Source organism: Nocardioides sp. NBC_00850, assembly GCF_045207335.1.
Lineage (GTDB): Bacteria > Actinomycetota > Actinomycetes > Propionibacteriales > Nocardioidaceae > Nocardioides.
On sequence record NZ_CP108845.1, the window covers coordinates 3107230 to 3128158 of the forward strand.

General features: G+C 70.2%; 22 protein-coding genes. 15 read left to right on the forward strand and 7 right to left on the reverse strand.

Annotated elements, in window-relative coordinates:
• Positions 1 to 45 precede the first annotated feature (45 nt).
• The 8 genes from OH802_RS15080 (at position 46) to OH802_RS15115 (ending at position 8549) form a co-directional block, all read left to right on the forward strand.
• Entirely contained in the window at positions 46 to 837 is a 792-nt protein-coding gene (locus tag OH802_RS15080) for a MerR family transcriptional regulator (RefSeq protein WP_406019695.1), read from the forward strand.
• Positions 838 to 901: 64 nt separating this feature from the next.
• The gene (locus OH802_RS15085; protein ID WP_406019697.1) at positions 902 to 1537 is read left to right on the forward strand and encodes a maleylpyruvate isomerase family mycothiol-dependent enzyme; all 636 of its coding nucleotides are present in this window, start codon (positions 902 to 904) and stop codon (positions 1535 to 1537) included.
• A 71-nt stretch (positions 1538 to 1608) separates the two neighbouring features.
• Entirely contained in the window at positions 1609 to 2244 is a 636-nt protein-coding gene (locus tag OH802_RS15090) for a SatD family protein (protein ID WP_406019699.1), read from the forward strand.
• 79 nt (positions 2245 to 2323) lie between these two features.
• A complete protein-coding gene (locus OH802_RS15095; protein ID WP_406019701.1) occupies positions 2324 to 3073 on the forward strand; it encodes a hypothetical protein in 750 nt (249 codons plus the stop codon).
• Positions 3074 to 3084: 11 nt separating this feature from the next.
• Complete coding sequence (locus OH802_RS15100; protein ID WP_406019703.1) at positions 3085 to 3276, forward strand: hypothetical protein; 192 nt, start codon at positions 3085 to 3087, stop codon at positions 3274 to 3276.
• Positions 3277 to 3325: 49 nt separating this feature from the next.
• Entirely contained in the window at positions 3326 to 4663 is a 1338-nt protein-coding gene (gene glnA, locus OH802_RS15105) for a type I glutamate--ammonia ligase (protein WP_406019705.1), read from the forward strand.
• 94 nt (positions 4664 to 4757) lie between these two features.
• Complete coding sequence (locus tag OH802_RS15110; protein WP_406019707.1) at positions 4758 to 5549, forward strand: type 1 glutamine amidotransferase; 792 nt, start codon at positions 4758 to 4760, stop codon at positions 5547 to 5549.
• Between the two features lie 27 nt (positions 5550 to 5576).
• Positions 5577 to 8549: a bifunctional [glutamine synthetase] adenylyltransferase/[glutamine synthetase]-adenylyl-L-tyrosine phosphorylase gene (locus tag OH802_RS15115; protein ID WP_406019709.1), complete on the forward strand. Its 2973-nt coding sequence runs from the start codon at positions 5577 to 5579 to the stop codon at positions 8547 to 8549.
• A gap of 18 nt (positions 8550 to 8567) precedes the next feature.
• Here the strand turns inward: OH802_RS15115 and OH802_RS15120 are convergent, their stop codons facing one another.
• On the reverse strand, positions 8568 to 9785 hold the full coding sequence (locus tag OH802_RS15120) for an MHYT domain-containing protein (protein ID WP_406019711.1): 1218 nt from the start codon (positions 9783 to 9785) through the stop codon (positions 8568 to 8570).
• A 191-nt stretch (positions 9786 to 9976) separates the two neighbouring features.
• Here OH802_RS15120 and OH802_RS15125 point away from each other — a divergent pair, with 191 nt between their 5' ends.
• Positions 9977 to 10675, forward strand: a complete 699-nt coding sequence (locus OH802_RS15125) for a spermidine synthase (RefSeq protein ID WP_406019713.1) — start codon at positions 9977 to 9979, stop codon at positions 10673 to 10675.
• Between the two features lie 10 nt (positions 10676 to 10685).
• A complete protein-coding gene (locus tag OH802_RS15130; RefSeq protein ID WP_406019715.1) occupies positions 10686 to 11162 on the forward strand; it encodes a YbaK/EbsC family protein in 477 nt (158 codons plus the stop codon).
• A gap of 83 nt (positions 11163 to 11245) precedes the next feature.
• On the opposite strand, the gene OH802_RS15135 is transcribed toward OH802_RS15130, so the two are convergent.
• A complete protein-coding gene (locus OH802_RS15135; RefSeq protein WP_091053181.1) occupies positions 11246 to 11449 on the reverse strand; it encodes a cold-shock protein in 204 nt (67 codons plus the stop codon).
• A 324-nt stretch (positions 11450 to 11773) separates the two neighbouring features.
• On the opposite strand from OH802_RS15135, the gene OH802_RS15140 reads away from it, so the two are divergent.
• Positions 11774 to 13426 carry a glycoside hydrolase family 13 protein gene (locus tag OH802_RS15140; protein WP_406019717.1) on the forward strand — a complete coding sequence of 551 codons (1653 nt, stop codon included), beginning with the start codon at positions 11774 to 11776 and terminating at the stop codon, positions 13424 to 13426.
• Here the strand turns inward: OH802_RS15140 and OH802_RS15145 are convergent.
• The 4 genes from OH802_RS15145 to OH802_RS15160 form a co-directional block, all read right to left on the reverse strand.
• A complete protein-coding gene (locus OH802_RS15145; RefSeq protein ID WP_406019719.1) occupies positions 13404 to 13925 on the reverse strand; it encodes an ABC transporter substrate-binding protein in 522 nt (173 codons plus the stop codon). The two genes, OH802_RS15140 and OH802_RS15145, sit on opposite strands and share 23 nt — an antisense overlap.
• 82 nt (positions 13926 to 14007) lie before the next feature.
• Positions 14008 to 14406, reverse strand: coding sequence for a DUF1707 domain-containing protein (locus tag OH802_RS15150; RefSeq protein WP_406019722.1), 399 nt, complete (start codon positions 14404 to 14406; stop codon positions 14008 to 14010).
• 102 nt (positions 14407 to 14508) lie between these two features.
• A complete protein-coding gene (locus tag OH802_RS15155; protein WP_406019724.1) occupies positions 14509 to 15429 on the reverse strand; it encodes an AEC family transporter in 921 nt (306 codons plus the stop codon).
• Positions 15430 to 15432: 3 nt separating this feature from the next.
• Positions 15433 to 16146, reverse strand: coding sequence for a GntR family transcriptional regulator (locus OH802_RS15160; protein WP_406019726.1), 714 nt, complete (start codon positions 16144 to 16146; stop codon positions 15433 to 15435).
• 132 nt (positions 16147 to 16278) lie between these two features.
• On the opposite strand from OH802_RS15160, the gene OH802_RS15165 reads away from it, so the two are divergent.
• From OH802_RS15165 to OH802_RS15180, 4 genes are read left to right on the forward strand one after another with little or no spacing between them, the layout of a single operon-like run.
• The gene (locus OH802_RS15165) at positions 16279 to 17562 is read left to right on the forward strand and encodes an MFS transporter (RefSeq protein ID WP_406019728.1); all 1284 of its coding nucleotides are present in this window, start codon (positions 16279 to 16281) and stop codon (positions 17560 to 17562) included.
• Complete coding sequence (locus OH802_RS15170; protein ID WP_406019730.1) at positions 17559 to 18521, forward strand: phosphoglycerate dehydrogenase; 963 nt, start codon at positions 17559 to 17561, stop codon at positions 18519 to 18521. The genes OH802_RS15165 and OH802_RS15170 overlap by 4 nt, the downstream gene beginning before the upstream one ends.
• Positions 18518 to 19912: an acyclic terpene utilization AtuA family protein gene (locus OH802_RS15175; protein ID WP_406019733.1), complete on the forward strand. Its 1395-nt coding sequence runs from the start codon at positions 18518 to 18520 to the stop codon at positions 19910 to 19912. The genes OH802_RS15170 and OH802_RS15175 overlap by 4 nt, the downstream gene beginning before the upstream one ends.
• Complete coding sequence (locus OH802_RS15180) at positions 19905 to 20222, forward strand: DUF4387 domain-containing protein (protein ID WP_406019735.1); 318 nt, start codon at positions 19905 to 19907, stop codon at positions 20220 to 20222. The genes OH802_RS15175 and OH802_RS15180 overlap by 8 nt, the downstream gene beginning before the upstream one ends.
• Here OH802_RS15180 and OH802_RS15185 read toward each other — a convergent pair.
• Complete coding sequence (locus OH802_RS15185; RefSeq protein ID WP_406019737.1) at positions 20219 to 20923, reverse strand: SGNH/GDSL hydrolase family protein; 705 nt, start codon at positions 20921 to 20923, stop codon at positions 20219 to 20221. The genes OH802_RS15180 and OH802_RS15185 overlap by 4 nt on opposite strands.
• Positions 20924 to 20929 lie beyond the last annotated feature (6 nt).

The window sequence follows — 20929 nt, forward strand, 5'->3', positions numbered from 1 at the left end:
AGTTGACCCTCACACTGTGTCAGGCGATGGGCTGAACGTGTCATGTTGAGTATCGGAGACTTCGCCCGCTTCGCCGGGGTGTCGGTGCGCATGCTGAGGCACTACGACTCCCTCGGTCTGCTCTCGCCGTCCCGCGTCGACCCGCACAGCGGCTACCGGTTCTACGAGCCGGCGCTGCTGGCCCGGGCCGACGCGCTGGTGGCGTTCCGGTCGCTGGGCTTCTCGCTCGAGGAGGTCGGCGACCTGCTCGACGAGGGCCGTACGCCGGCCGAGCTCGCCGCGCTGCTGCACCGGCGCCGCGACGACCTGCGCTCGCAGATCGACGCCGACGGCCGGCGCCTCGGCGAGGTGGAGCGACGTCTCCGACTGTTGGAAGGAGATGCCATGTCCACCCTCACCTACACCGAGAAGCCGCTCGCGGCGCTCACCCTCACCCAGCTCACCGACCACGTCGACGAGATCGCCGAGGTCGGGCAGCGCGTCGGTCCCCTCTTCGGGCGGGTCTACGGCACGTTCGCGGCCGCCGGGATCGAACCGTCCGGACCGGCGATCGGCTGGTACGACGCCGTCGGCGACGGGATGACCTTCGGCGCCGGAGCCGACATCGGCGGCAAGGCCGTGGACGGACTCCAGGTCGGGACGCTGCCGGCGCACGACCGCGCCGTCACGGCGATCTACCGTGGCCCGATGACGGGTATCGGTGAGGCGTGGCAGGAGCTGTCCCGCCACGTCACCGACTCCGGTCTCGAGTTCGCCGGCCCGTGCCGTGAGGTCTACCTCGAGATGCCGGATGACCCCGATGCCTGGGTCACCGAGCTGCAGCAGCCGGTGAAGTAGACGGGTGGCGGGTCGGCGATGAATGCGGGAGCGCGGCACGCGGAGTAGCGATAGCGTCCAGGACATGTCGTCCAAGAGCGCGGTCTGGGCCGTGGTGCATGCCGAACGTCAGGCGTTGATCAGCGATCTCGAGGCGATCGCCCCCGCGCAGTGGGCGACGCCTTCGCTGTGCGTGGGATGGAGCGTCCACGACGTGCTCGCCCACATGATCGACGTCGCGACGACGACACGGCTGGGGTTCGTACGCCGCATGATCGCCGCCAAGGGTGACTTCGACCGGGACAACCAGACCGGCGTCGACCGGGAGCGCGCCGAGGATCCGGTCGAGACCTTGGCGGCGTTCCGCCGGGTCGCCGGTCGGACGGCGACCCCGCCGGCCCCGCTCGCCACCCGCCTGGTCGAGGAGTTCGCCCACGGCGAGGACATCCGGCGGCCGCTGGGGCTACAGCGCGACTATCCGGTCGAGCACGTCGTGACGGCGCTCGGCTACCTGGCCAAGACCTCGCAGAAGTGGGGCGGCGGCAAGGAACGCGCCCAGAGCGTACGTCTCGTGGCCACCGACGCCGACGCGGCGATCGGGACCGGTCCTGAGGTCCGCGGCAGCGCGATCGCGCTCGTGGTCGCGCTGTCCGGCCGCCCGGTGGGGCCCGGCGAGCTCACCGGACCAGGGGCGGCCGTGATGCCAACGGCCTCGCGCTGAAGGAGATAGCTTCACACGAGTCGAATAAAGCAAATACCTTCATCGTCTCAGAATGAAGGTATGATCTTCACATGGCTTCTGTGGCAACCGTGATCGGCGACCTCGTGGGCTCGCGCACCAAGGATGACCGCGCGGAGGTCCACGCGGCGTTCGCCGAGGCCGTCGAGGAGATCAACGAGAGGTGGCAGCCGGTCACCCCGCTGCGGATCACGGTCGGCGACGAGTACCAGGGAGCCTTCGAGACCGTCGGTGCCGCGATCCAGGCCACGTTCCGGCTGCGGATCGCGCTCGACCCCGTGGTCGGCGTACGTCACGGCATCAGCTGGGGCGCCACTCGGGTGCTCAGCGACGACCCCCGGGTCGAGGACGGGCCGGGGTGGTGGTCGGCGCGGGCGGCGATCGAGGCGGCCGAGAACGCCGAGAACAAGGCGGCCTCTCGCAGCGTACGGACCTGGTTTCAGCCGGCGGAGGACGCGGGCGGGCCGGACCCGGCCGCTGTCAACGCCGCTCTGGTCTCGCGCGACGAGCTCTTTTCTCGCCTGGACCGGTCCTCGGTGTCGGTGCTTTCTGGCATGCTCTCCGCCATGCCTCAGAAGGCCATCGCCGCCGAGCTCGACATCACCCCCTCCGCGGTCTCCCAGCGCGTCCGCCGCGACGGCATCGCCGTGATCGTGCGCGCCGACGAGCTTCTGGGGGAGGTCCGGTGAGCGAGCGCAAGCGAGCGAGCAATCAGGTCATCATGCCGCCGCGTCCGTATCCTGGCGCTTGCGCTACGGAGGCGGCGGCATGAGTTGGATCGCGTTGCTGCTGATCGGGGTCGGCACGGTCGACTTCGCCCACTCGATCATCGATCCGTTCAAGCGGATCCGCTGGGTCCCCGAGGCGATCGGGGCAGTCGCGGTGATCGCTTTCGGCCTGCTCTCGGCCCTCTTCGGAGGTGACCTGGCGGCCGTGATCGTGATCGCCGGGATCACCGTGCTGTGGGGATTCCTGGCCCATCCGCCCCAGGGCGCGGACGAGAACCCCCACCCGGGGATCCCGCTGGCTCTGCTCGGCGGGGCGATCTTCGTCGGGATCCTGCTGGCCCCGGTGGCCGGCGAGGTCGGCGGACCGGTCGCCGCGTGGGCGGAGCAGGCGCCCTGGGTCTGGGTCGAGGCGGCGCGCCCCGAGGCCGTGCTGCTCGTCTTCGGCGGCCTGCTGGTCCAGGTCTCGACCGGCAACGTCGTGGTGCAGCTCGTCCTCGACGTCGCCCAGGTGTCCAACCCGCTCGACGGGGTCGCCGGCAACAACCTGAAGGGCGGCAGGCTCCTAGGCCCGCTCGAGCGGCTGACGATCTTCGGGCTCGGTCTCACCGGCAACCTCGCCGCCGCCGGCCTGGTGGTCGCGGCCAAGGGCTTGATCCGCTGGCCGGAGCTGCAGTCGTTCCGCGGTGAGCACGAGGGGCCGAGCATCAACGACGTGACCGAATACTTCCTGGTCGGCAGCTTCGTCTCCTGGATGACCTCGCTGGTGACCCTCGCCCTGGTCATCACCTAGATTGCGGTGTCATGACTGTGGGTAAGGCTGTTGGGCTCCTGGTGGCCGCCGTGCTTCTCCTGGCCGGCGGAGCGCTGGCGCTGACCGGCATGGGCTATCTCGGCGGAGGCGGCACGAGCACCGCCTGGTCGATCCTCGGAGCGGCCCTGGCGGGGTTCGGGGTGGCGCTGGTGATCTCGATCTTCAGAGGTCCCGGGCGCTGACGGTGGCGCGGAGATCCCGCCTGTAACGTCCGACCGTTAGTGTTCACGCATGGGCAAGCAACAGGACTTCGTGCTCCGGGCACTCGAAGAGCGGGACGTACGTTTCGTGCGGCTGTGGTTCACCGACGTGCTCGGCTATCTGAAGTCGGTCGCGGTGGCGCCGGCCGAGCTCGAGAGCGCCTTTGCGGAGGGCATCGGCTTCGACGGCAGCGCGATCGAGGGGTTCGCGCGGGTGACCGAGGCCGACATGCTGGCCCTGCCGGATCCGAGCACGTTCCAGATCCTGCCGTGGCGTACCGATGGCCCGTCCACGGGCCGGATGTTCTGCGACATCGTGATGCCGGACGGCTCGCCGTCCTACGCCGACCCGCGCTACGTGCTCAAGCGCACCCTGTCCAACGCCGCGGAGAAGGGCTTCACCTTCTACACGCACCCCGAGATCGAGTTCTACCTCTTCAAGGACAACCCGCGGGACGGCAGCGAGCCGACCCCGGTCGACTCCAGCGGCTACTTCGACCACACCGCCCAGTCGATGGGCGCCGACTTCCGGCGTGAGGCGATCACGATGCTGGAGGCGATGGGGATCTCGGTGGAATACAGCCACCACGAGGGCGGGCCCGGCCAGAACGAGATCGACCTGCGCTACGCCGACGCGCTGAGCACCGCCGACAACATCATGACCTTCCGTACGGTCATCCGCGAGGTGGCGCTGAGCCAGGGCATCTGGGCGAGCTTCATGCCCAAGCCGTTCACCGAGCACCCGGGCTCGGGTATGCACACCCACGTCAGCCTGTTCGAGGGCGACGCAAACGCCTTCTACGAGCCGGGCGCTGAATACCAGCTCTCCAAGACCGGCCGCAGCTTCATCGGCGGCGTGCTCCGCCACGCCGGCGAGATCACCGCGGTGACCAACCAGTGGGTCAACTCCTACAAGCGCCTGATCGGCGGGGGAGAGGCGCCGGCCCACGTCGCCTGGGGCCACAACAACCGCTCGGCGCTGGTCCGGGTGCCGATGTACAAGCCGCTCAAGGGTCAGTCGACCCGCATCGAGGTCAGGAGCCTCGATGCCGCCTGCAACCCCTACCTGGCCTTCGCCGTGATCCTGGCGGCGGGCATGAAGGGGATCGAGGAGGGCTACGAGCTGCCGCGCGAGGCCGAGGACGACGTGTGGGCGCTGACCGAGCGTGAGCGCAAGAGCCTCGGCATCGACCCGCTGCCGGAGAACCTCGACGAGGCGATCGGGATGGCCGAGGACTCCGAGCTCCTCGCCGAGACCTTGGGCGAGCACGTCTTCGACTTCTTCCTTCGCAACAAGCGCGCCGAGTGGGCCTCCTACCGCGAGCAGGTGACCGCCTACGAGCGCTCGCGGATGCTGCCGGTCATCTGAGCCAGCAAACTGGTTGACAGGGAAACTCAAGCCCGATTCCACACTTCCGATCCGGTGCTGCGACACTAGATCGGACGGGAGAGTGGTGATGTCGTTGAGTCTTCCCCGAGTGCTTGTCATCCAGCACGAGGAGACAGTTCCGCCGGCGTTGTTCGGCCATTGGCTGGCTGAGGCGGGCATGTGTGTCGACGTCTGCCGGGCATATGCAGAACCGATTCCGCCGCTCTCGTCGTTGGACGCCTCCTACTCGGGGCTCCTCGTCATGGGTGGCTCGATGGACGCCGACTCCGACGCCGAGCACCCCTGGCTCCAGGTCACCCGCGAGCGGATCGCGCAGGCCGCCGACGCCGGTATCCCGACGCTCGGGATCTGCCTGGGACACCAGCTGGCCGCGATGGCTCTTGGTGGCACCGTGGAGCGCAGCCCGTTCGGGCTGACCGTGGGCGTACGCCAGGTGACCTGGGAGCCCGAGGTGCTCTTCGACCCGCTGATGCGCCTGCTGGCAGGCGACGACCGCGCCATGCACTGGCACCGCGACGTCGTCGGCCAGCTGCCCGAGGGCACCGTCGAGCTGGCCAGCTCTATCGACGGACAGGTCCAGGCGGCGCGGTTCGCCCCGACCGTGTGGGGCGTGCAGTTCCACCCAGAGGTCGACGCCGCCGCGGTTGCGGTCTGGGCCGAGGAGTCCGTCGAGGAGCTGGAGCAGATCGGACGCAGCGTCGACGACGTGGTCGCGACGGCCACCTTCGCCGAGAAGGAGCTGATCAAGACCTGGCAGCCGCTGGCCTTCGGGTTCGCTCGCCTGGTTCGTGAACGCAGCGCCGCCGTCGCCCCCGGCGGCACCCGTGGCGGGGTCATCCCGACCCCCAGGCCCTGGAGCGCGTGACGTCACCAAGGTGACAGAATCGGGGCCATGACGTTGCCAGGCAAGGGCGAGCTGCTCCGGCTCGGCTTCAACGACCCGGACACGGCCCTGGCGGATCTGGCAGGTCTCGGCGCCGGCACCCATGAGCTGTTGGCGATCCTGGGTCACGCCGCCGACCCCGACGCGGCGCTGGCCGGTCTGGTCGCGCTCGCCGAGTCCCAGGGCGACGGCTTCGTCGAGGAGCTCGCCGGCGACGAGGGCACCGCGATGCGGCTGGTCTCGGTGCTCGGCGCCTCGCCCGCGCTGACCGACCACCTGGCCCGCCATCCCGATCACTGGCGCGAGCTGGCCGACCCGACCCTCGGCACGACCAGGCCCGCTGCGTACGTCTTCCGGGCCTCGCTGCTCGAGGCCGTCGGCGCGAAGCCGACCGATGAGAGCCCGGTGGCCACGGTCCCGGACGCGGAGGCGGTCGACGCGCTGCGGGTGGAGTACCGCCGCTGGCTGCTCCGGCTGGCCGCCCGCGACCTGGCCCACCAGCTCCCGGTCGACGATGTCGCCGCCGAGCTCTCCGACCTGGCCTGCGCCACCCTCGACGCTGCGCTCGCGGTCGCCCGCGCGCGGGTGGGGGCGGACGCCGACAAGGTCCGGCTGGCCGTTGTCGCGATGGGCAAGTGCGGCGGCCACGAGCTCAACTACGTCTCCGACGTCGACGTGATCTTCGCCCACGAGGCCGCCGACGGAGTCGGCGACGACGTCTCGCTGCGGGTCGCCACCCAGCTCGCCAGCAACCTGATCCAGGTCTGCTCGGCCCACACGGGCGAAGGCACCATCTGGCCGGTCGACGCCGCGTTGCGTCCCGAGGGCAAGGCTGGCGCGCTCTCCCGCACGATCGCCGGCCACGTCGGCTACTACGAGCGCTGGGCGAGCACGTGGGAGTTCCAGGCGCTCCTCAAGGCCCGCCCGGCCGCGGGCGACCTCGCTCTGGGCCGGGCCTACGTCGACGCCGTCAACCCGTTCGTGTGGAAGGCCGCCGAGCGCGACGGCTTCGTCTCCGACACCCAGAAGATGCGGCGTCGGGTCATCGCCCACATCCCGACCAGGGAAGCCGACCGGGAGCTCAAGCTCGGAGCCGGCGGGCTGCGCGACGTCGAGTTCGCCGTGCAGCTGCTGCAGCTGGTCCACGGCCGCACCGACACCGGGATCCGCCAGCCCACCACGCTCTCCGCGCTGGCGGCGCTGACTCGCTCCGGCTATGTCGGGCGCGAGGACGGCGAGGCCATGCACGAGGCCTACGCGTTCCTGCGGCGGATGGAGCACCGGCTCCAGCTCTACCGGCTGCGGCGCACCCACGTCGTTCCCGACGACGAGGAGTCGCGGCGCTGGCTGGCGCGCTCGCTCGGCTACCTGCGCGACCCGGTCGTGCGGCTGGAGAAGGAGTGGGGCCACCAGCGGATCGAGGTACGCCGCCTCCACGAGAAGCTCTTCTACCGACCGCTCCTCGACGCGGTCGCCCGGATCCCGTCCGGCCAGGCCCACCTCTCCGCGAAGGCGGCCGAGGAGCGGCTGACCGCGCTGGGCTACGCCGACCCCAAGGCCGCGCTGCGGCACCTGGAGGCGCTCACCACCGGCGTCTCCAGGCGTGCCGCGCTGCAGCGGGCACTGCTGCCGGTGATGCTGGAATGGCTCTCCGAGGGCTCCGATCCCGACGCCGGGCTCTTCGGGTTCCGCCGGATCTCCGACGCCCTCGGCGCCACGCCCTGGTATCTGCGCTCCCTGCGCGACGAGGGCCTGGTCGCGCAACACTTCGCCACGATCCTCTCCACCTCGCGCTACACCACGGCGCTGCTGGAGCGGGAGCCCGAGGCGCTGCGCCTGCTCGGCCACGACCTCGCGCCGCTCTCGGCCGAGGCGCTGACCGACGAGATGGTCGCCCGCGCCGCCCGCCGGCGCACCACCACCTCCGCCGAGGAGGCCGTACGCCACATCCGGGCGATCCGCCGCCGCGAGCTGTTCCGGATCTCGGCCGCCGAGCTCCTCGGTGAGGCCGGGATCGACACCATCGGCGCCGCCCTGTCCCGGCTGACCGACGCCACCTTGGAGGCGTCTCTGCGCACTGTCGTGGCCGAGGAGGTCGCCCGCCGTGGGATCGACGGGCCTCCGACGCGGATCGCCATCATCGCGATGGGCCGCTACGGCGGGTTCGAGCTCTCCTACGCCTCCGATGCCGACGTGCTCTTCGTCCACCAGCCCGTCGAGGGTGCCGACCCGGGCGAGGCGACCCAGTTCGCGCTCAAGGTCATCGCCGACCTGCGCCGGCTGCTCGCCCTGCCGGGTGCCGACCCGCCCCTGGAGATCGACGCCGACCTGCGCCCCGAGGGGCGGCAGGGTGCGCTGGTGCGGACGCTGCCGGCGTACGCCTCCTACTACGCGAAGTGGTCGGGCATCTGGGAGTCGCAGGCGCTGCTGCGCGCCGATGCCGTCGTCGGCGACCCGCAGGTGCGCGAGGCGTTCACCGAGATGATCGACCCGCTGCGTTACCCCGAGGGCGGGCTGAGCGAGGACGACATCATCGAGGTGCGCCGCATCAAGGGCCGTGTCGACCACGAGCGGCTGCCCCGCGGTGCCGACCCCAACACCCATCTCAAGCTCGGCCGCGGCGGGCTCGCCGACATCGAGTGGACCGCCCAGCTGCTGCAGATGCGGCATGCGTACGCCGTCCCGGGGCTGCGTACGCCACGCACCGTCGAGGCGCTGCAGGCCGCCCGCGACGCCTCGTTGATCGAGGCGGACGACGCCGAGACGCTCATCGAGGCATGGCGGATGGTCAGCCGCGTCCGTAACGCGGTCACGCTCGCGCGCGGCCGCCCGGCGGACTCACTGCCCGCCGGACCCGTCGAGCAGCACGCCGTCGCGGCCATCCTCGGCTATCCGGCGGGCGCGACCGACGAGCTGGTCAACGACTACCTGCGGATGACCCGCCTCGCCCACGGTGTGGTCGAGCGCGTCTTCTGGGAGTAGGCCCCAGATGTACTCGGCCTAGGGGTTGTTGTCGTTGCGCGGCGGCAGCCAGCCCGGATTGCGCGGCGCCCGAGGCTGCGGCTGAGCCGGCGGCTCGTTGGTCGCCTCCTCGCCGGGCTGTCCACCCTGCGGGTTGAACAGGTCCGTCCGCCGCTCCGGGAAGCCGTTGGAGGGCTGCTGGGCGTAGGGCCGGGGCGTCCAACGTCCGTTCTGCGGGCGCAGCTGGGTCGGACGCTGCGGACGCTGGCCCGGGTTCTGCGGGCGCTGGGAGAACATGCTGCCGATGCCCTCGCCCGCGGGCTGGTTCGCCTGCGGGCTGCCGGAGGCGGCCGGCTGACGTGTCGGGAGCGGCTGCAGCGGCTGCCGCGGCTGCTGGAGCATGTCGGGCTCGTGGCCGGAGAAGGACGGCTGCCCCAGGGCCGGCCGCTGCGGCATCATCGCGTGGGCGCCGGAGTCGGAGGTCACCGCCCGCTGGTCCGGGGTCCACGGGTCCTCGAGGTCGTCGTTGATGCCTGCGAACATGGTGGCGAAGCCGATCACGATCAGCATGCCGGCCGAGATCGCGAAGATCGGCATCGCCAGGTAGACCGGGTCGGCACCGCTGACGTGCCCGAGCTTGTCGTCGGGGGAGCTGTGGATCTCGAGAGCGAGCATGCCGGTGTAGTGCATGACGCACACGCCGATGCCCATGATCACGGCAGCGCCCACGCGCATCAGCCGCGTGGTGACGTTGAAGGCGAAGAAGAGCGCGAGCGCCGAGGCGACCAGCGCGATCACGACGGAGGCTACGACGACCGCCGGCTTCCAGACCATCTTGGCGCTCATGTCCATCGCGTACATGCCGGTGTAGTGCATCGCGCACACGCCGGCACCGGTGACCAGGCCACCGACGATGTAGCCCGCGTTGCCCCGCATGGCGGTCGCGATGAGCATGCCGACCATCGCCGCGATGATCGCGACGGCGAGCGAGATGAGGGTGGTGCCGACGTCGAGGGCGTACGCCACGTGGCTGTCGAAGGCGAGCATGCCGATGAAGTGCATCGACCAGATCGCGCCGCCGCCGATCGAGGCGGCCGCGCCGAAGAGCCAGAGCCAGGCGCCGGCGCCCGCACCGCGCCGGCGGGCGCGGGTCGCACAGGTCAGACCGACCCATGAGCCGAGTACGGAGATGATGAACGACATCCCGACCAGGGGTTGGCTGAACGCCCCGATCGTGACTTCTTCGATGCTTGTCACGCTGCTTTGACTTCCTCTCGTTCCTCGCCGGACGGGGTGTGGGGGATCGGCGAAGTAGATCTGGAAACATGCGTGGATGCCCCAGGGGGTATCCGAGATGCATCCATAGCGGGCAATGGTGCCGGTGTCGCGGAGGTCACAATAGAGGAACAGGTCCCCCATTTCCACGTGGGGGGTAGGGTATCTCCGCTATGGCCGACGATGTATATGTGCTCGAGCTCGACGCGATGCAGCAGTCGGCTGTCGATCTGGGGGATCCGACCCGCCTCGTGTTCGACTACATGAGGCGTATCGGCGATGTTATCGACCGACTGCCTCCAGGGCCAGTGCGAGTTCTGCACATCGGCGGTGCCGCGATGACCCTGCCGCGCTACGTCCACGCCACCCGGCCACGCTCGTCGCAGATCGTGCTCGAGCCGTCGGTCGAGGTCATCGAGCGCGTACGCAGCGAGGCGCCGCTCCCGCCGCGCAGCGGCATCAAGGTGCGCCCCGTCGACGGGAAGAGCGGCATCGGCGGCGTACGCGACGGCTTCGCCGACCTGGTGATCCTCGACGCCTTCGACGGCGGTCGCACCCCGGACGAGCTCGTCTCCGCCGCCTTCGTGGAGGACGTACGCCGCGTGCTCGCCCCCTCCGGGGTCTTCGTCGCCAACCTCGTCGACCGGGCGCCGTTTCCCCAGGCGCGTGACTTCGTCGCGGCGGCCCGCGACCTCGGCGACATGGTCGTCGGAGTCGAGCCGGCGACGATGAAGGGCCGCCGCCCCGGCAACCTGGTGATCCTCTGTGGCACGGTGCCGGACTCGCCGTTCGGGTCGCCTTCTCCGATGGAGTACCGGATCTTCACCGACCGCGCCGTCGCCGACTCCTTCGGCGGCGGAACGCGCCGCTAGGCTGGCGGGCATGTCGATCGAGCTGGCCCGCACCCACCTGGACCGATTCGGACGCGGTGGAGACATCATCGAGTCGGTGGAGTCGAAGGCGACCGTCGAGCTCGCCGCGGTCGCTCTCGGGGTCTCGCCGGCGGAGATCGCCAAGACCATCAGCCTCTACACCGAGGACCGGTCCGCCGCGATCCTCATCGTCGCCGCCGGCGACGCCAAGATCGCCAACGCGAAGTTCAAGGCACACTTCGGCACCAAGGCGCGGATGCTCGCCGCCGAGGACGTGGAGCCGATGACGGGCCACGCGATCGGTGGCGTCTGCCCGTTCGGCAACCCGGCGTCGGCCGAGGTGTGGCTCGACGCCTCGCTGAAGCGCTTCGACGTGGTCTACCCGGCCGCGGGCAGCGCCAACACGACCATCGCGCTCACCCTCGGCGACCTGGAGACGATCAGCGAGGCCCGGGGCTGGGTCGACGTCACCAAGCTTCCCGAGTAGGCACCGACACCAAAAGGGGGACAGCCCCGCCCTGCCGAAGCAGGAGCGGGGCTGCCTTGCTGAAAGGTCAGCTAGGTCTTTGGTCAGACCGGGCGGACGTTCTCGGCCTGCGGGCCCTTGGGGCCCTGGGTGACGTCGAACTCGACGCGCTGGTTCTCGTCCAACGTCTTGTAGCCGTTGGTCTGGATCGCGGAGAAGTGCACGAAGACGTCGTCGCCCCCGTTGTCCTGGGCGATGAAGCCGAAGCCCTTGTCGCCGTTGAACCACTTCACGGTTCCCTGAGTCATGAATCTAATCCTTGTGTACACAGGGCGACTCCGTGCCGCCCTTTGGGCGTTGAATCCACGAGTCCTGATTTCTGCATATGCGGAAGACCAAGTGCTGCACGAACGGTCACCGAGAGCAACCGCGAAGCGCGTAGGGACGCCTCCTTCAACACTCATAAGCGTACATGCCACAGGCCGACTTCGGCCATCACCGTTAATTCGGCGTTTCAGGCTCTGGGTTCGGCGGAAAACCGCGGCAGGGTGGGCCCTCTGGTTTTGACAACCCCGAGCATCACATCGAGAGGATCGGGGTACTGATTGCCAACCGACGAGATAGGGGTCCACGTGGACCAGCCATGGTGGCGCGAAGCTGTCGCATATCAGATCTACCCGCGCTCGTTCGCGGACTCGAACGGCGACGGGCTCGGTGACCTGCAGGGGATCACCGACCACCTGGACTACCTCGCCGCGCTAGGCGTCGACGCGATCTGGATCTGCCCCTTCTACACCTCACCGCAGAACGACCACGGCTACGACGTCGCCGACTACTGCGACGTCGACCCGATCTTCGGCACGCTGGCCGACGCCGACCACCTGATCGCGCGCGCCCACGAGCTCGCCCTGAAGGTCATCGTCGACCTCGTCCCCAACCACACCTCCTCGGCGCATCCGTGGTTCGTCGAGGCTCTTGCTGAAGCGAAGCCCGAAGCGATGGGTACTGCCTCTGAGCCGGAATCCTCGGCGAGGGACCGCTACATCTTCCGCGACGGCCGCGGCGAGAACGGCGAGGAGCCGCCCACCAACTGGCGCTCGGTCTTCGGCGGGCCCGCGTGGACGCGGATCGAGGACGGGCAGTGGTACCTGCACCTCTTCGACGACGACCAGCCCGACCTCAACTGGCACAACCCCGAGGTGGTCGAGGAGTTCACCAAGATCCTCACCTTCTGGCTCGACCGGGGCGTGGACGGCTTCCGGGTCGACATCGCCCACGGGCTCTTCAAGGAGCTGCGCGACCAGGTGGTCCCCGAGGGGCTTGCGCTGACCTCGGACGCCGCGGTGATGTACGAGCGCGGCGTGACCGACGCGCCGATGTGGGACAACCTGGGCGTCCACGAGATCTACCGCGCCTGGCGCAAGCTGATCGACTCCTTCGACGGCGACCGGATGATGGTCGCCGAGGCCTGGACCCCCGGCCCGGCGGAGCTGCGGCGCTACGTACGTGCCGACGAGTTCAACCAGGCGTTCAACTTCTCCTGGCTGCAGGCGCCCTGGTCGGCCGAGGCGTTCAAGGAGGTCATCGGATCGACGCTGAAGGCGCTCGGTCCTTCGCGGGCGGCGCCGACCTGGGTCCTGTCCAACCACGATGTCGTACGCCACCGCTCGCGCTATGGCGACGGACTGCAGGCGCTTCACCGGGCGCGTGCGGCGACACTGGCGATGCTGGCGCTTCCGGGGTCTGCGTACCTCTACCAGGGAGAGGAGCTGGGTCTGCCACAGGTCTATCTTCCGCCGGAGTATCAGGAGGATCCGTGGTCGGAGACCGGTGAGGGCGGTCGTGACGGGTGCCGGGTGCCGCTGCCGTGGAGCGGGTTCGAGCCGCCCTTCGGGTTCAGCCAGGTCCCCGACGAGGACCTGCCGACGCAGCCGTGGCTGCCGCAACCGGCCGAGTGGGTCGACCTCACCGTGGCTGCCCAGAACGGTGTCCGGGACTCCACGCTGGAGTTCTACCGGGCGGCGCTGGCGGCGCGACGGGCCTTCGCGCTCGGTGCCGACGAGGACGTGGAGATCCTGGACGCGCCCGAGGGCGTCGTCTCGTTCCGGCGCGGCGGGGTCGGCGGTTCCCCGGACACCAGGACCGACCTGATCGTTGTCCTCAACTGCGGCATGGAGCCGACGTCGCTTCCCGAGGGTGAGATCGTGATGTACAGCGGCGACCCGGTCGTGGGCGACCTGCCCACCGACGCGGCGGTCTGGATCATCGCGCCCGCGGTCGAGTGATCCCGGGCTGGGCGACCGACGGGATCGGGCGCAGGAACTCGATCGTGGAGGCGGTCAGGTCGCGCAGGAAGCCGACCGAGCCGATGACCACGCCGAGCACGATGCCGGCGGCCATCGCGATGGCCAGGCCGGTGGCCCAGCCCCGGAGGGTGGCGCCGAGGTCGGTCCAGAACGCGGCCTCGCCGAGCTGGCCGAACAAGGTCGTGTTGGAGAAGCCGAACTGATACTGACCGCTGGCCACGGCGGGGATGATCGCGGCACCGCCCTGGGCGAGCTCGAGGTTGACGTCGAGACCCTCCTCCTTGAAGAACCCCTTCTCCACCCCCAGATAGATGGGAGCGACATCGACGATCGGGATCACGCCGACGGTGATCTCGGTGGCCCCGCCGGCACTCTCGTCGGCTGACTCACCACCACAGGCGCTGAGCGCGAGCGGCATGGCGAGAACGAGTGCGGTTGCCAGGCCACGGCGCGCGGCGCGGGCAGGGGAGCGATTCATCGGGGACTCCTCGTGGGCTGTGGGGTAGCGACCGCGGCACAACCTAGTGGTGCGCCCCCGTGGAGGCCATCGAGTCCGGAATTCAGTGCACGGAACGACGGAAGTGCTGGTGGTGATGGTGTGAGTGGTGGTGTCCCTTGCGGAAGACGAGCGCCCCGACCGCGATCGCGGCGAAGACCCACCACGGCACGCCCATCACGACCAGCCCGATCGCCACGAGCAGGAAGCAGGCGACCAGCGGGAACGCCCGCGGGCGGCCGCGGCGCGGACGGCGGACCGCCTGCGGCGGCTGTGGCGCGCTCTTCGGCAGGTCGGTGAAGAGCATCTCCAGGTCGGCACGGACCTTCGCGGACCAGACCGCGTCCAGGCGCTCGTAGTAGTCGTCGTCGGTGAGCCGGCCTGTCGAGTAGTGCTCGGCGAGCCTCGCCGACGCCTCCTCTCGATCGGCCTCGCTCACCCGCAGGTTGTCGAGGTTGCTCATGTCATCTCCCTTGTGAAAGCTGCATCGACTGTCGGCGTAGTGTCCCGATATATCGCGAGGGTACGCCTGAAGAGATGCCGCCGCAAGGGACTTTGGTCGGCCTCAGGTGAGCAACAGGACGACCAGCAGGATCGCCGGCACCGTGGCCAGCGTGCTGACGAAGATGACGTCGCGGGCCAGCAGGGTGGCCCGGTTGTAGCGCTGCGCGACCACGAACACGTTCTGGGCGGTCGGCAGCGCGGAGAGCACGGTCACGGCGAGCAGCGCCTCGGCGTCGAGGCCGAGCACGAACCGCCCGATGAGGTACGCCGCGACCGGCTGCACGATCTGCTTGGTCGCGACCACGGCGGCCAGGTCGAGCGCAGGGACGCCGCGGCCGGGCAGCGGGCCGAGCCGCAGCGCGACGCCGTAGGCGATCAGCATGGACGGGACCGCCATCCCCGCCACCAGCTCCAGCGGATCCGAGACCGCTGTGGGCAGGTCGAGATCGGTGACGGAGAGCGCCACCCCGATCAAGGAGGCGACGGTGATCGGGTTGGTCAGCGGGCGGCGGATCACGTCCCAGAACGACAGCTTGGTCGTGCTCGCGTCGGCGTCGAGCAGGACCAGCGCCAGCGGCTGGAGGATCAGCATCTGCAGCAGCAGCGTCGGCGCCACCAGGACCGGGTCGCCCAGAACGTACGCCGCGATCGGCAGGCCGAGGTTGCCGGCGTTCGCGTAGGAGCCGCACAGGACCGCGACCACGGTGTCGCCCAGGCCGCGGCGGCGCAGCGTCTCGACGGTGGCCACGAGCGTCGCGGCGACGAGCACGCCGCCGGCGACCGCGACCAGGTTGCCGGAGAGCACGAAGCCGAGGTCGCTGTCGTCCATGACCGTGATGAGCAGCGCCGGGCTGGCGACGTAGAACGCGACCGTCGAGAGTGTCCGCTGGCCGCGCTCGTCCAGGATCCGGAGCTGGGCGAGCAGGGCGCCCAGGCCGATGAGGACGGTGATCGTGGCGAAGCCGGTGAAGACCCCTGCCACGGACTAGATCTCGCGCCGCAGGTCGAGGAGTCCGCGGGCGGCGTGCTCGGTGACGATGCGCTCGGACTCTGCGGCGTCGCGAGCGCGCAGGGCGATCACGAGGGTACGGTGCTCGGCGTAGCGGTCGGCGCCGAACTCGTCGCCGGCGAGCAGGTGCGCCCGGGAGATCTCCCGCTGCCGTGACCGGCTCAGCGAGCGGGACTGCTCGAGGAGGCGTACGAGAACCGGGTTGTGGGCCGCGGCGTTGACCTGCTCGTTGAAGCGGCCGAGGACGTCGAGGAAGCGGTCGGCGTGCTTCTCGACCGGCTTGCCGTCGCGATGGCGTGCCCGGATCAGGATGACCAGGTCGTCGGCCTCGTCGAGCAGCCGGTCGAGCTCGTCGAGCTCGTCGTCGGTCGCATGCCGGGCGGCGAACCGGGCGGCCAGGCCGCGCAGTGCGACCTCCACCTCGGCCAGGTCGTGGCTGGCGTCCTCCTCGATCCGAGCCACCAGCGTCGTACGCGGGCCCACCCGCTCCACGAGGCCGTCGAGCTCGAGCCGCCGGATCGCCTCGCGGACCGGGGTCGGGCTGACGCCGAGGCGCTCAGCCATGCCTCGCTCGGTCACCTTGGCGCCGGGCACGAGCTCGCCGGAGCCGATCTGGCTGCGTAAGGCCTGATAGACGCGCTCGGCCACCGTCGTGGTCTCCGGGGTGGTCTCGGGGGAGGAGATCGACATGGTCCTGATCCTAGGCCACTTTTCCAACAGTGCCACCTCTTGACTGTTTTGCTGTAGCAAAACTACTGTGAGCGCCGCCACAGCCCGCAGGGTCCATACCGGGACCATGCAGAGATCACGGAGGTCCGTCTCGTGAGCACCACCATCCCCACCGCACCACCACGGCAGCTCGGGCCCCGCCGGATCACCCTCCTCGTCGCACTGGCGGTCTTCGCCCAGGAGTCGATGTGGAACTTCTACGACAGCCAGGTGCCACCGCTGCTGCGCGACCACCTCGCCAGCGCCGCCCTCGTCGGCTTCATCATGGGCATGGACAACCTGCTGGGCATCTTCATCCAGCCGTGGATGGCCAACCGGTCCGACCGGACGCGGACCCGTTGGGGCCGGCGGATGCCGTACCTCGCCGTCGGGATGCCGCTCGCGGCGCTGCTGTTCGTGACCCTGCCGCACACCGCGGACTCGCTGCCGCTGCTGATCCTCGTCATCGTCGCGTTCGCGCTGGTCTCGAACTCGTTCAAGCCGATCGGCGAGGCACTGGTGCCCGACTTCATCGCCCCAGAGCGCCGCAGCCGTGCCAACGCCGCGGTCAAGATCGCCTCCAGCCTCACCGTCATCGTCGCGGCCGTGGTCAGCATCGTGCTGGTCGACGACCATCCGGCCCTAGCCTTCGCGGTGATCGCACTGATCACCCTCGTCTCGGTCACCGTGCTGTGCCTCTCGATCCGCGACAGCTCCTCGCCCGGTTACCAGGCGGCCGTGGCCGAGGACGCCGCCGAGGAGTCGACGTCGGTCGGACAGGCGCGCATCCGCGACACCATCTGGGAGATCGTGCGCGACACCGACCGGAGCCGGCTGCTGCTGATCGTGTCGATCCTCGTCTTCGGCAGCGCCTGGGCCGGCTCGCGCGCGCTGGTCACGCCCTACGGCATGGAGACCCTCGGGCTCTCGCGCGGCGACGCGGGCGGGATCACCCTGCCGAGCGGGGTCGCGTTCCTGCTCGCGGCCTATCCGACGGCGCTGTTCGCCGAGCGCTTCGGCCGGCTGCGCACGATGATCGCCGGGATGGCGATCTTCGCGGCTGCCATGGTCCTGGGCACCCTGGTGCAGACCCCGACCGGCACGGTGGTGGCGTTCTGCATCGGCGCCGCCGGTGCCTCGGCCTTCCTGGTGAACGCCGTCGTCGTGCTGTGGAACCTGGCACCGTCGGCGCGGGTCTTCGGGACGTACGCAGCGCTCTATGCGGTGGGGTGGCAGAGCGGTGCCTTCCTCGGCCCGGCCCTGATCGGCGGGGCCGTCGACATCCTGGGCTGGCGGACGATGCTGCTCGACATCGCGGTCGTCGCGGCGGTCGCGGTCGCGATCGTGGTGCGGATCGACCGCCTCCAGCGGCGCGGCGACGTCGAGCGGGCGGTGTGAGCGCGGTGGCCCGGATCCTGATCACCACCGACTACCTGCGGCCCGGCGACGAGGTCGACGACCTCTTGCGCTCCCGGGGCCACGAGACCCGCTACCGGTCCGGAGATCTGGTGGCCGACCTCGCCGGGGTGGAGGGTGCCCTGGTCGGTCACGACCCGCTCACCGCCGAGGTCCTCGCGTCCACGGACCGCCTGCGGGCCGTTGTACGCACCGGGGTCGGCTACGACGCGATCGATGTCGAAGCGGCCGCGCGTGCCGGGATCACGGTCAGCAACCTGCCCGGGATCAACGGCAACGCGGTCGCCGAGTACACCATGGGACTGCTCCTCGCCTCCTCCCGCCGGCTGGTCGAGAGCGCGACCGGTGTCGCGGCCGGCGGCTGGCCACGCGAGGACGGTCGCGAGCTGCGCGGCTCCACCCTGGGCCTGATCGGCTACGGCGCCGCCGCCCGCGCGGTCGTGCCGCTGGCCCTGGCGTTCGGGATGAGCGTGCTGTGCACCACCGCCATCGCCGACGCCGAGCGGACCGACCCCGAGGTCCGGTTCGTCGAGCTGCCCGAGCTGCTGGCGGGAGCCGACTACGTCTCGGTCCACACCGCGCTCACCCCGCGGACGAGGGGTCTGCTCGATGCGGGCGCGTTCGCGCTGATGAAGCCGGGGGCGGTGCTGGTGAACACCGCCCGCGGCGCGATCGTCGACGAGGACGCGCTCGTCGCGGCCGTACGCGAGGGCAGGATCGCCGGAGCCGCGCTCGACGTGGTCGCCGAGGAGCCGCTGCCGGCCGAGAGCCCGCTGCGCGGGGTGCCAGGCATCGTCGTCCACTCCCACCTGGCCGGGCAGACCGACCAGGCCCGCCGGGCCGCCGGCCTCGAGGGAGCCCGTGAGCTCCTCGACGCGCTCGCGGGCTGCCCGAAACATGCTGTCAACGCCCACCTGATCGAGGAGAGAGCCAACAGATGAACAGCGACAACGCTGACTCCGTCAGCATCTTGGTGCCCAGCGGGATGCTCGGCGCCGGGTTCCCGGAGGAGACGATCACCCGTGGGATCGCACTGGGGGCGGACGTGATCGCCGTCGACGGCGGCTCCACCGACTCCGGTCCCTACTACCTGGGTGCCTCGAAGCCGAAGACCACGGCCGCCGCGGTCGCCCGCGACCTGCGGCTCCTGCTCCGCGCCGCGGCCGGGGCCGGGATCCCGCTCATCGTCGGCTCCTGCGGCACCAGCGGCACCGACGACGGCGTCGACTGGGTCGCTGGGATCGTCGCCGGCCTGCTCGCCGAGGAGGGCCTGTCGATGAAGGTCGCCCGGATCTACAGCGAGCAGCGCGCCGCCGACCTCAAGGAGCCGCTCCAGGCCGGCCGGATCCACCCGCTGCCGCCGCTGGGCGACCTCGATGGCGCCACCCTCGAGGACTGCACCCACATCGTCGCCATGATGGGCCACGAGCCGATCGCCGAGGCTCTCTCCGCCGGGGCTCAGGTGGTCCTGGCGGGGCGGGCGACCGACACGGCCAACGCCGCTGCGTACGCCCTGCTGAAGGGGATGCCCGCCGGGCCGACCTGGCACGCGGCCAAGATCGTCGAGTGCGGTGGTCAGTGCACGACCAACCCACGGATGGGCGGGGTCTTCGCGACCATCGACCGGACCGGGTTCACCATCGAGCCGCTCGACGAGAGCGCCGCGTGCACGCCGATCTCGGTGGCCGCCCACATGCTGTACGAGACGGCGAACCCGTTCGAGATGCGGGAGCCGGACGGCACGCTGGACGTGCGCGACGCCGTCTACACCGCGCTCGACGAGCGGCGGGTGCGGGTCGAGGGCTCACGGTTCCATCACGGGGAGCAGCACACGATCAAGCTCGAGGGCGCCCGGATCACCGGCTACGAGACGATGTCGTTCTCCGCGATCCGGGACCCCCTGATCCTGAAGGACATCGAGGGCTGGGCCTCGCTGATGCACGTCGTGTTCACCCAGCGGGTCGAGCAGACCCTCGGCCTGACCAGGGACGACTACGACTACGACCTGCGTCTCTACGGCTACAACGCGGTCCTCGGCGACCTCGACCCGTCCACCGAGCCGCCGCGCGAGGTCGGGGTGATGCTGCTCGTCAGGGCCGCCGACCAGGCCCTGGCCACCGCGGTCGCCAAGGTCGCCAACCCGTTGATGCTGCACCTGCCGGCCCAGGACATGGACTACCTGCCCAGCCTGGCGTTCCCCGGGTCTCCGGCCGAGGTCGAGCGGGGAGCTGCGTACGAGTTCGTGCTCAACCACGCCGTCGACAGCATCACGCCGACCGCGATGTTCCGCACCGAGTTCAGCACCGAGATCGGGGAGAAGCACGATGTCTGAGACCACCCTGGGAGACCTCGCGACCGAGGTCCGCTCCAAGAACGCCGGGCCGTTCTGGATCACGATGGAGCTGTTCATGCGCGACGCCGAGGGCTACCGGATCGCGGCCGATCAGACGTTCCTCGACGAGGACGTCGTCGCCGGTCTCTACCGGGTCGATCCCGGGTCGGTCCAGATCTTCCGGATCCCGTCGCTCAACGTCGTCAAGATCTCCTACCCGCGCCCGGTCTCGCAGGGCTCGCTGCGCGACCGCGACACCCACGCGGGCCAGCACCACGTACCGCTCGCCCAGCTCGTGGTGCCCAGCTAGAGATCGAGGTGGTCGCAGATCGCCTCCGCCCAGCGCTTATAGCCCGCCGGCGAGGCGTGGAAGCCGTCGGCGGCGAAGAAGGACGGCTCCGCGGGACCGAGATCGGCGGAGCTGACCCACTGCACCGACGTACGTCCGGCGCAGACCAGCCGCGCTGCCACGTCGAGCGCCTTCCCGCGCTCGGCGAGGTAGCGCCGCAGGGTGCGGGGGAGTGACGGGAACGCGCCGAACTCCGGGATCCCGGGGATGACCGTGTGCGCGGCGTGCTCCCGGAGGGTCTCGACGATCGCGGTCAGATCGCGTGTCCAGGCCTCGACCGAGCGGCGCGCGAGGATGTCGTTGACGCCCACCAGGAGCACGGCGAGGTCCCACTCGCCGGTGACCTTGGTGAGGATGCCGTGCCGGATCCGCTCGCTGGTCGCGCCGTACTTCCCGAGCGCCCGCCACTCGACCGGACGCTCGGTCCGCTTCGCGATCGCGCGCGCCATCGACCCGGCGAAGGCGAGGTCGTGGGTGGGTGCGCCACGCCCCGACGCGGACGAGTCGCCGATCACCAGCAGCCGCAGCGGAATGGATCCGTCCTCGGCGTCCGGTGCCGTCACGGAACCCTTCGTCGGTCCCTCCGGACGAGGCTCTTTTCCGATGGTCCGGTTGACGTACGCGGCCTGTGCGGCGACCAGTGGGAGCAGCAGTGGATTCATCGTCTC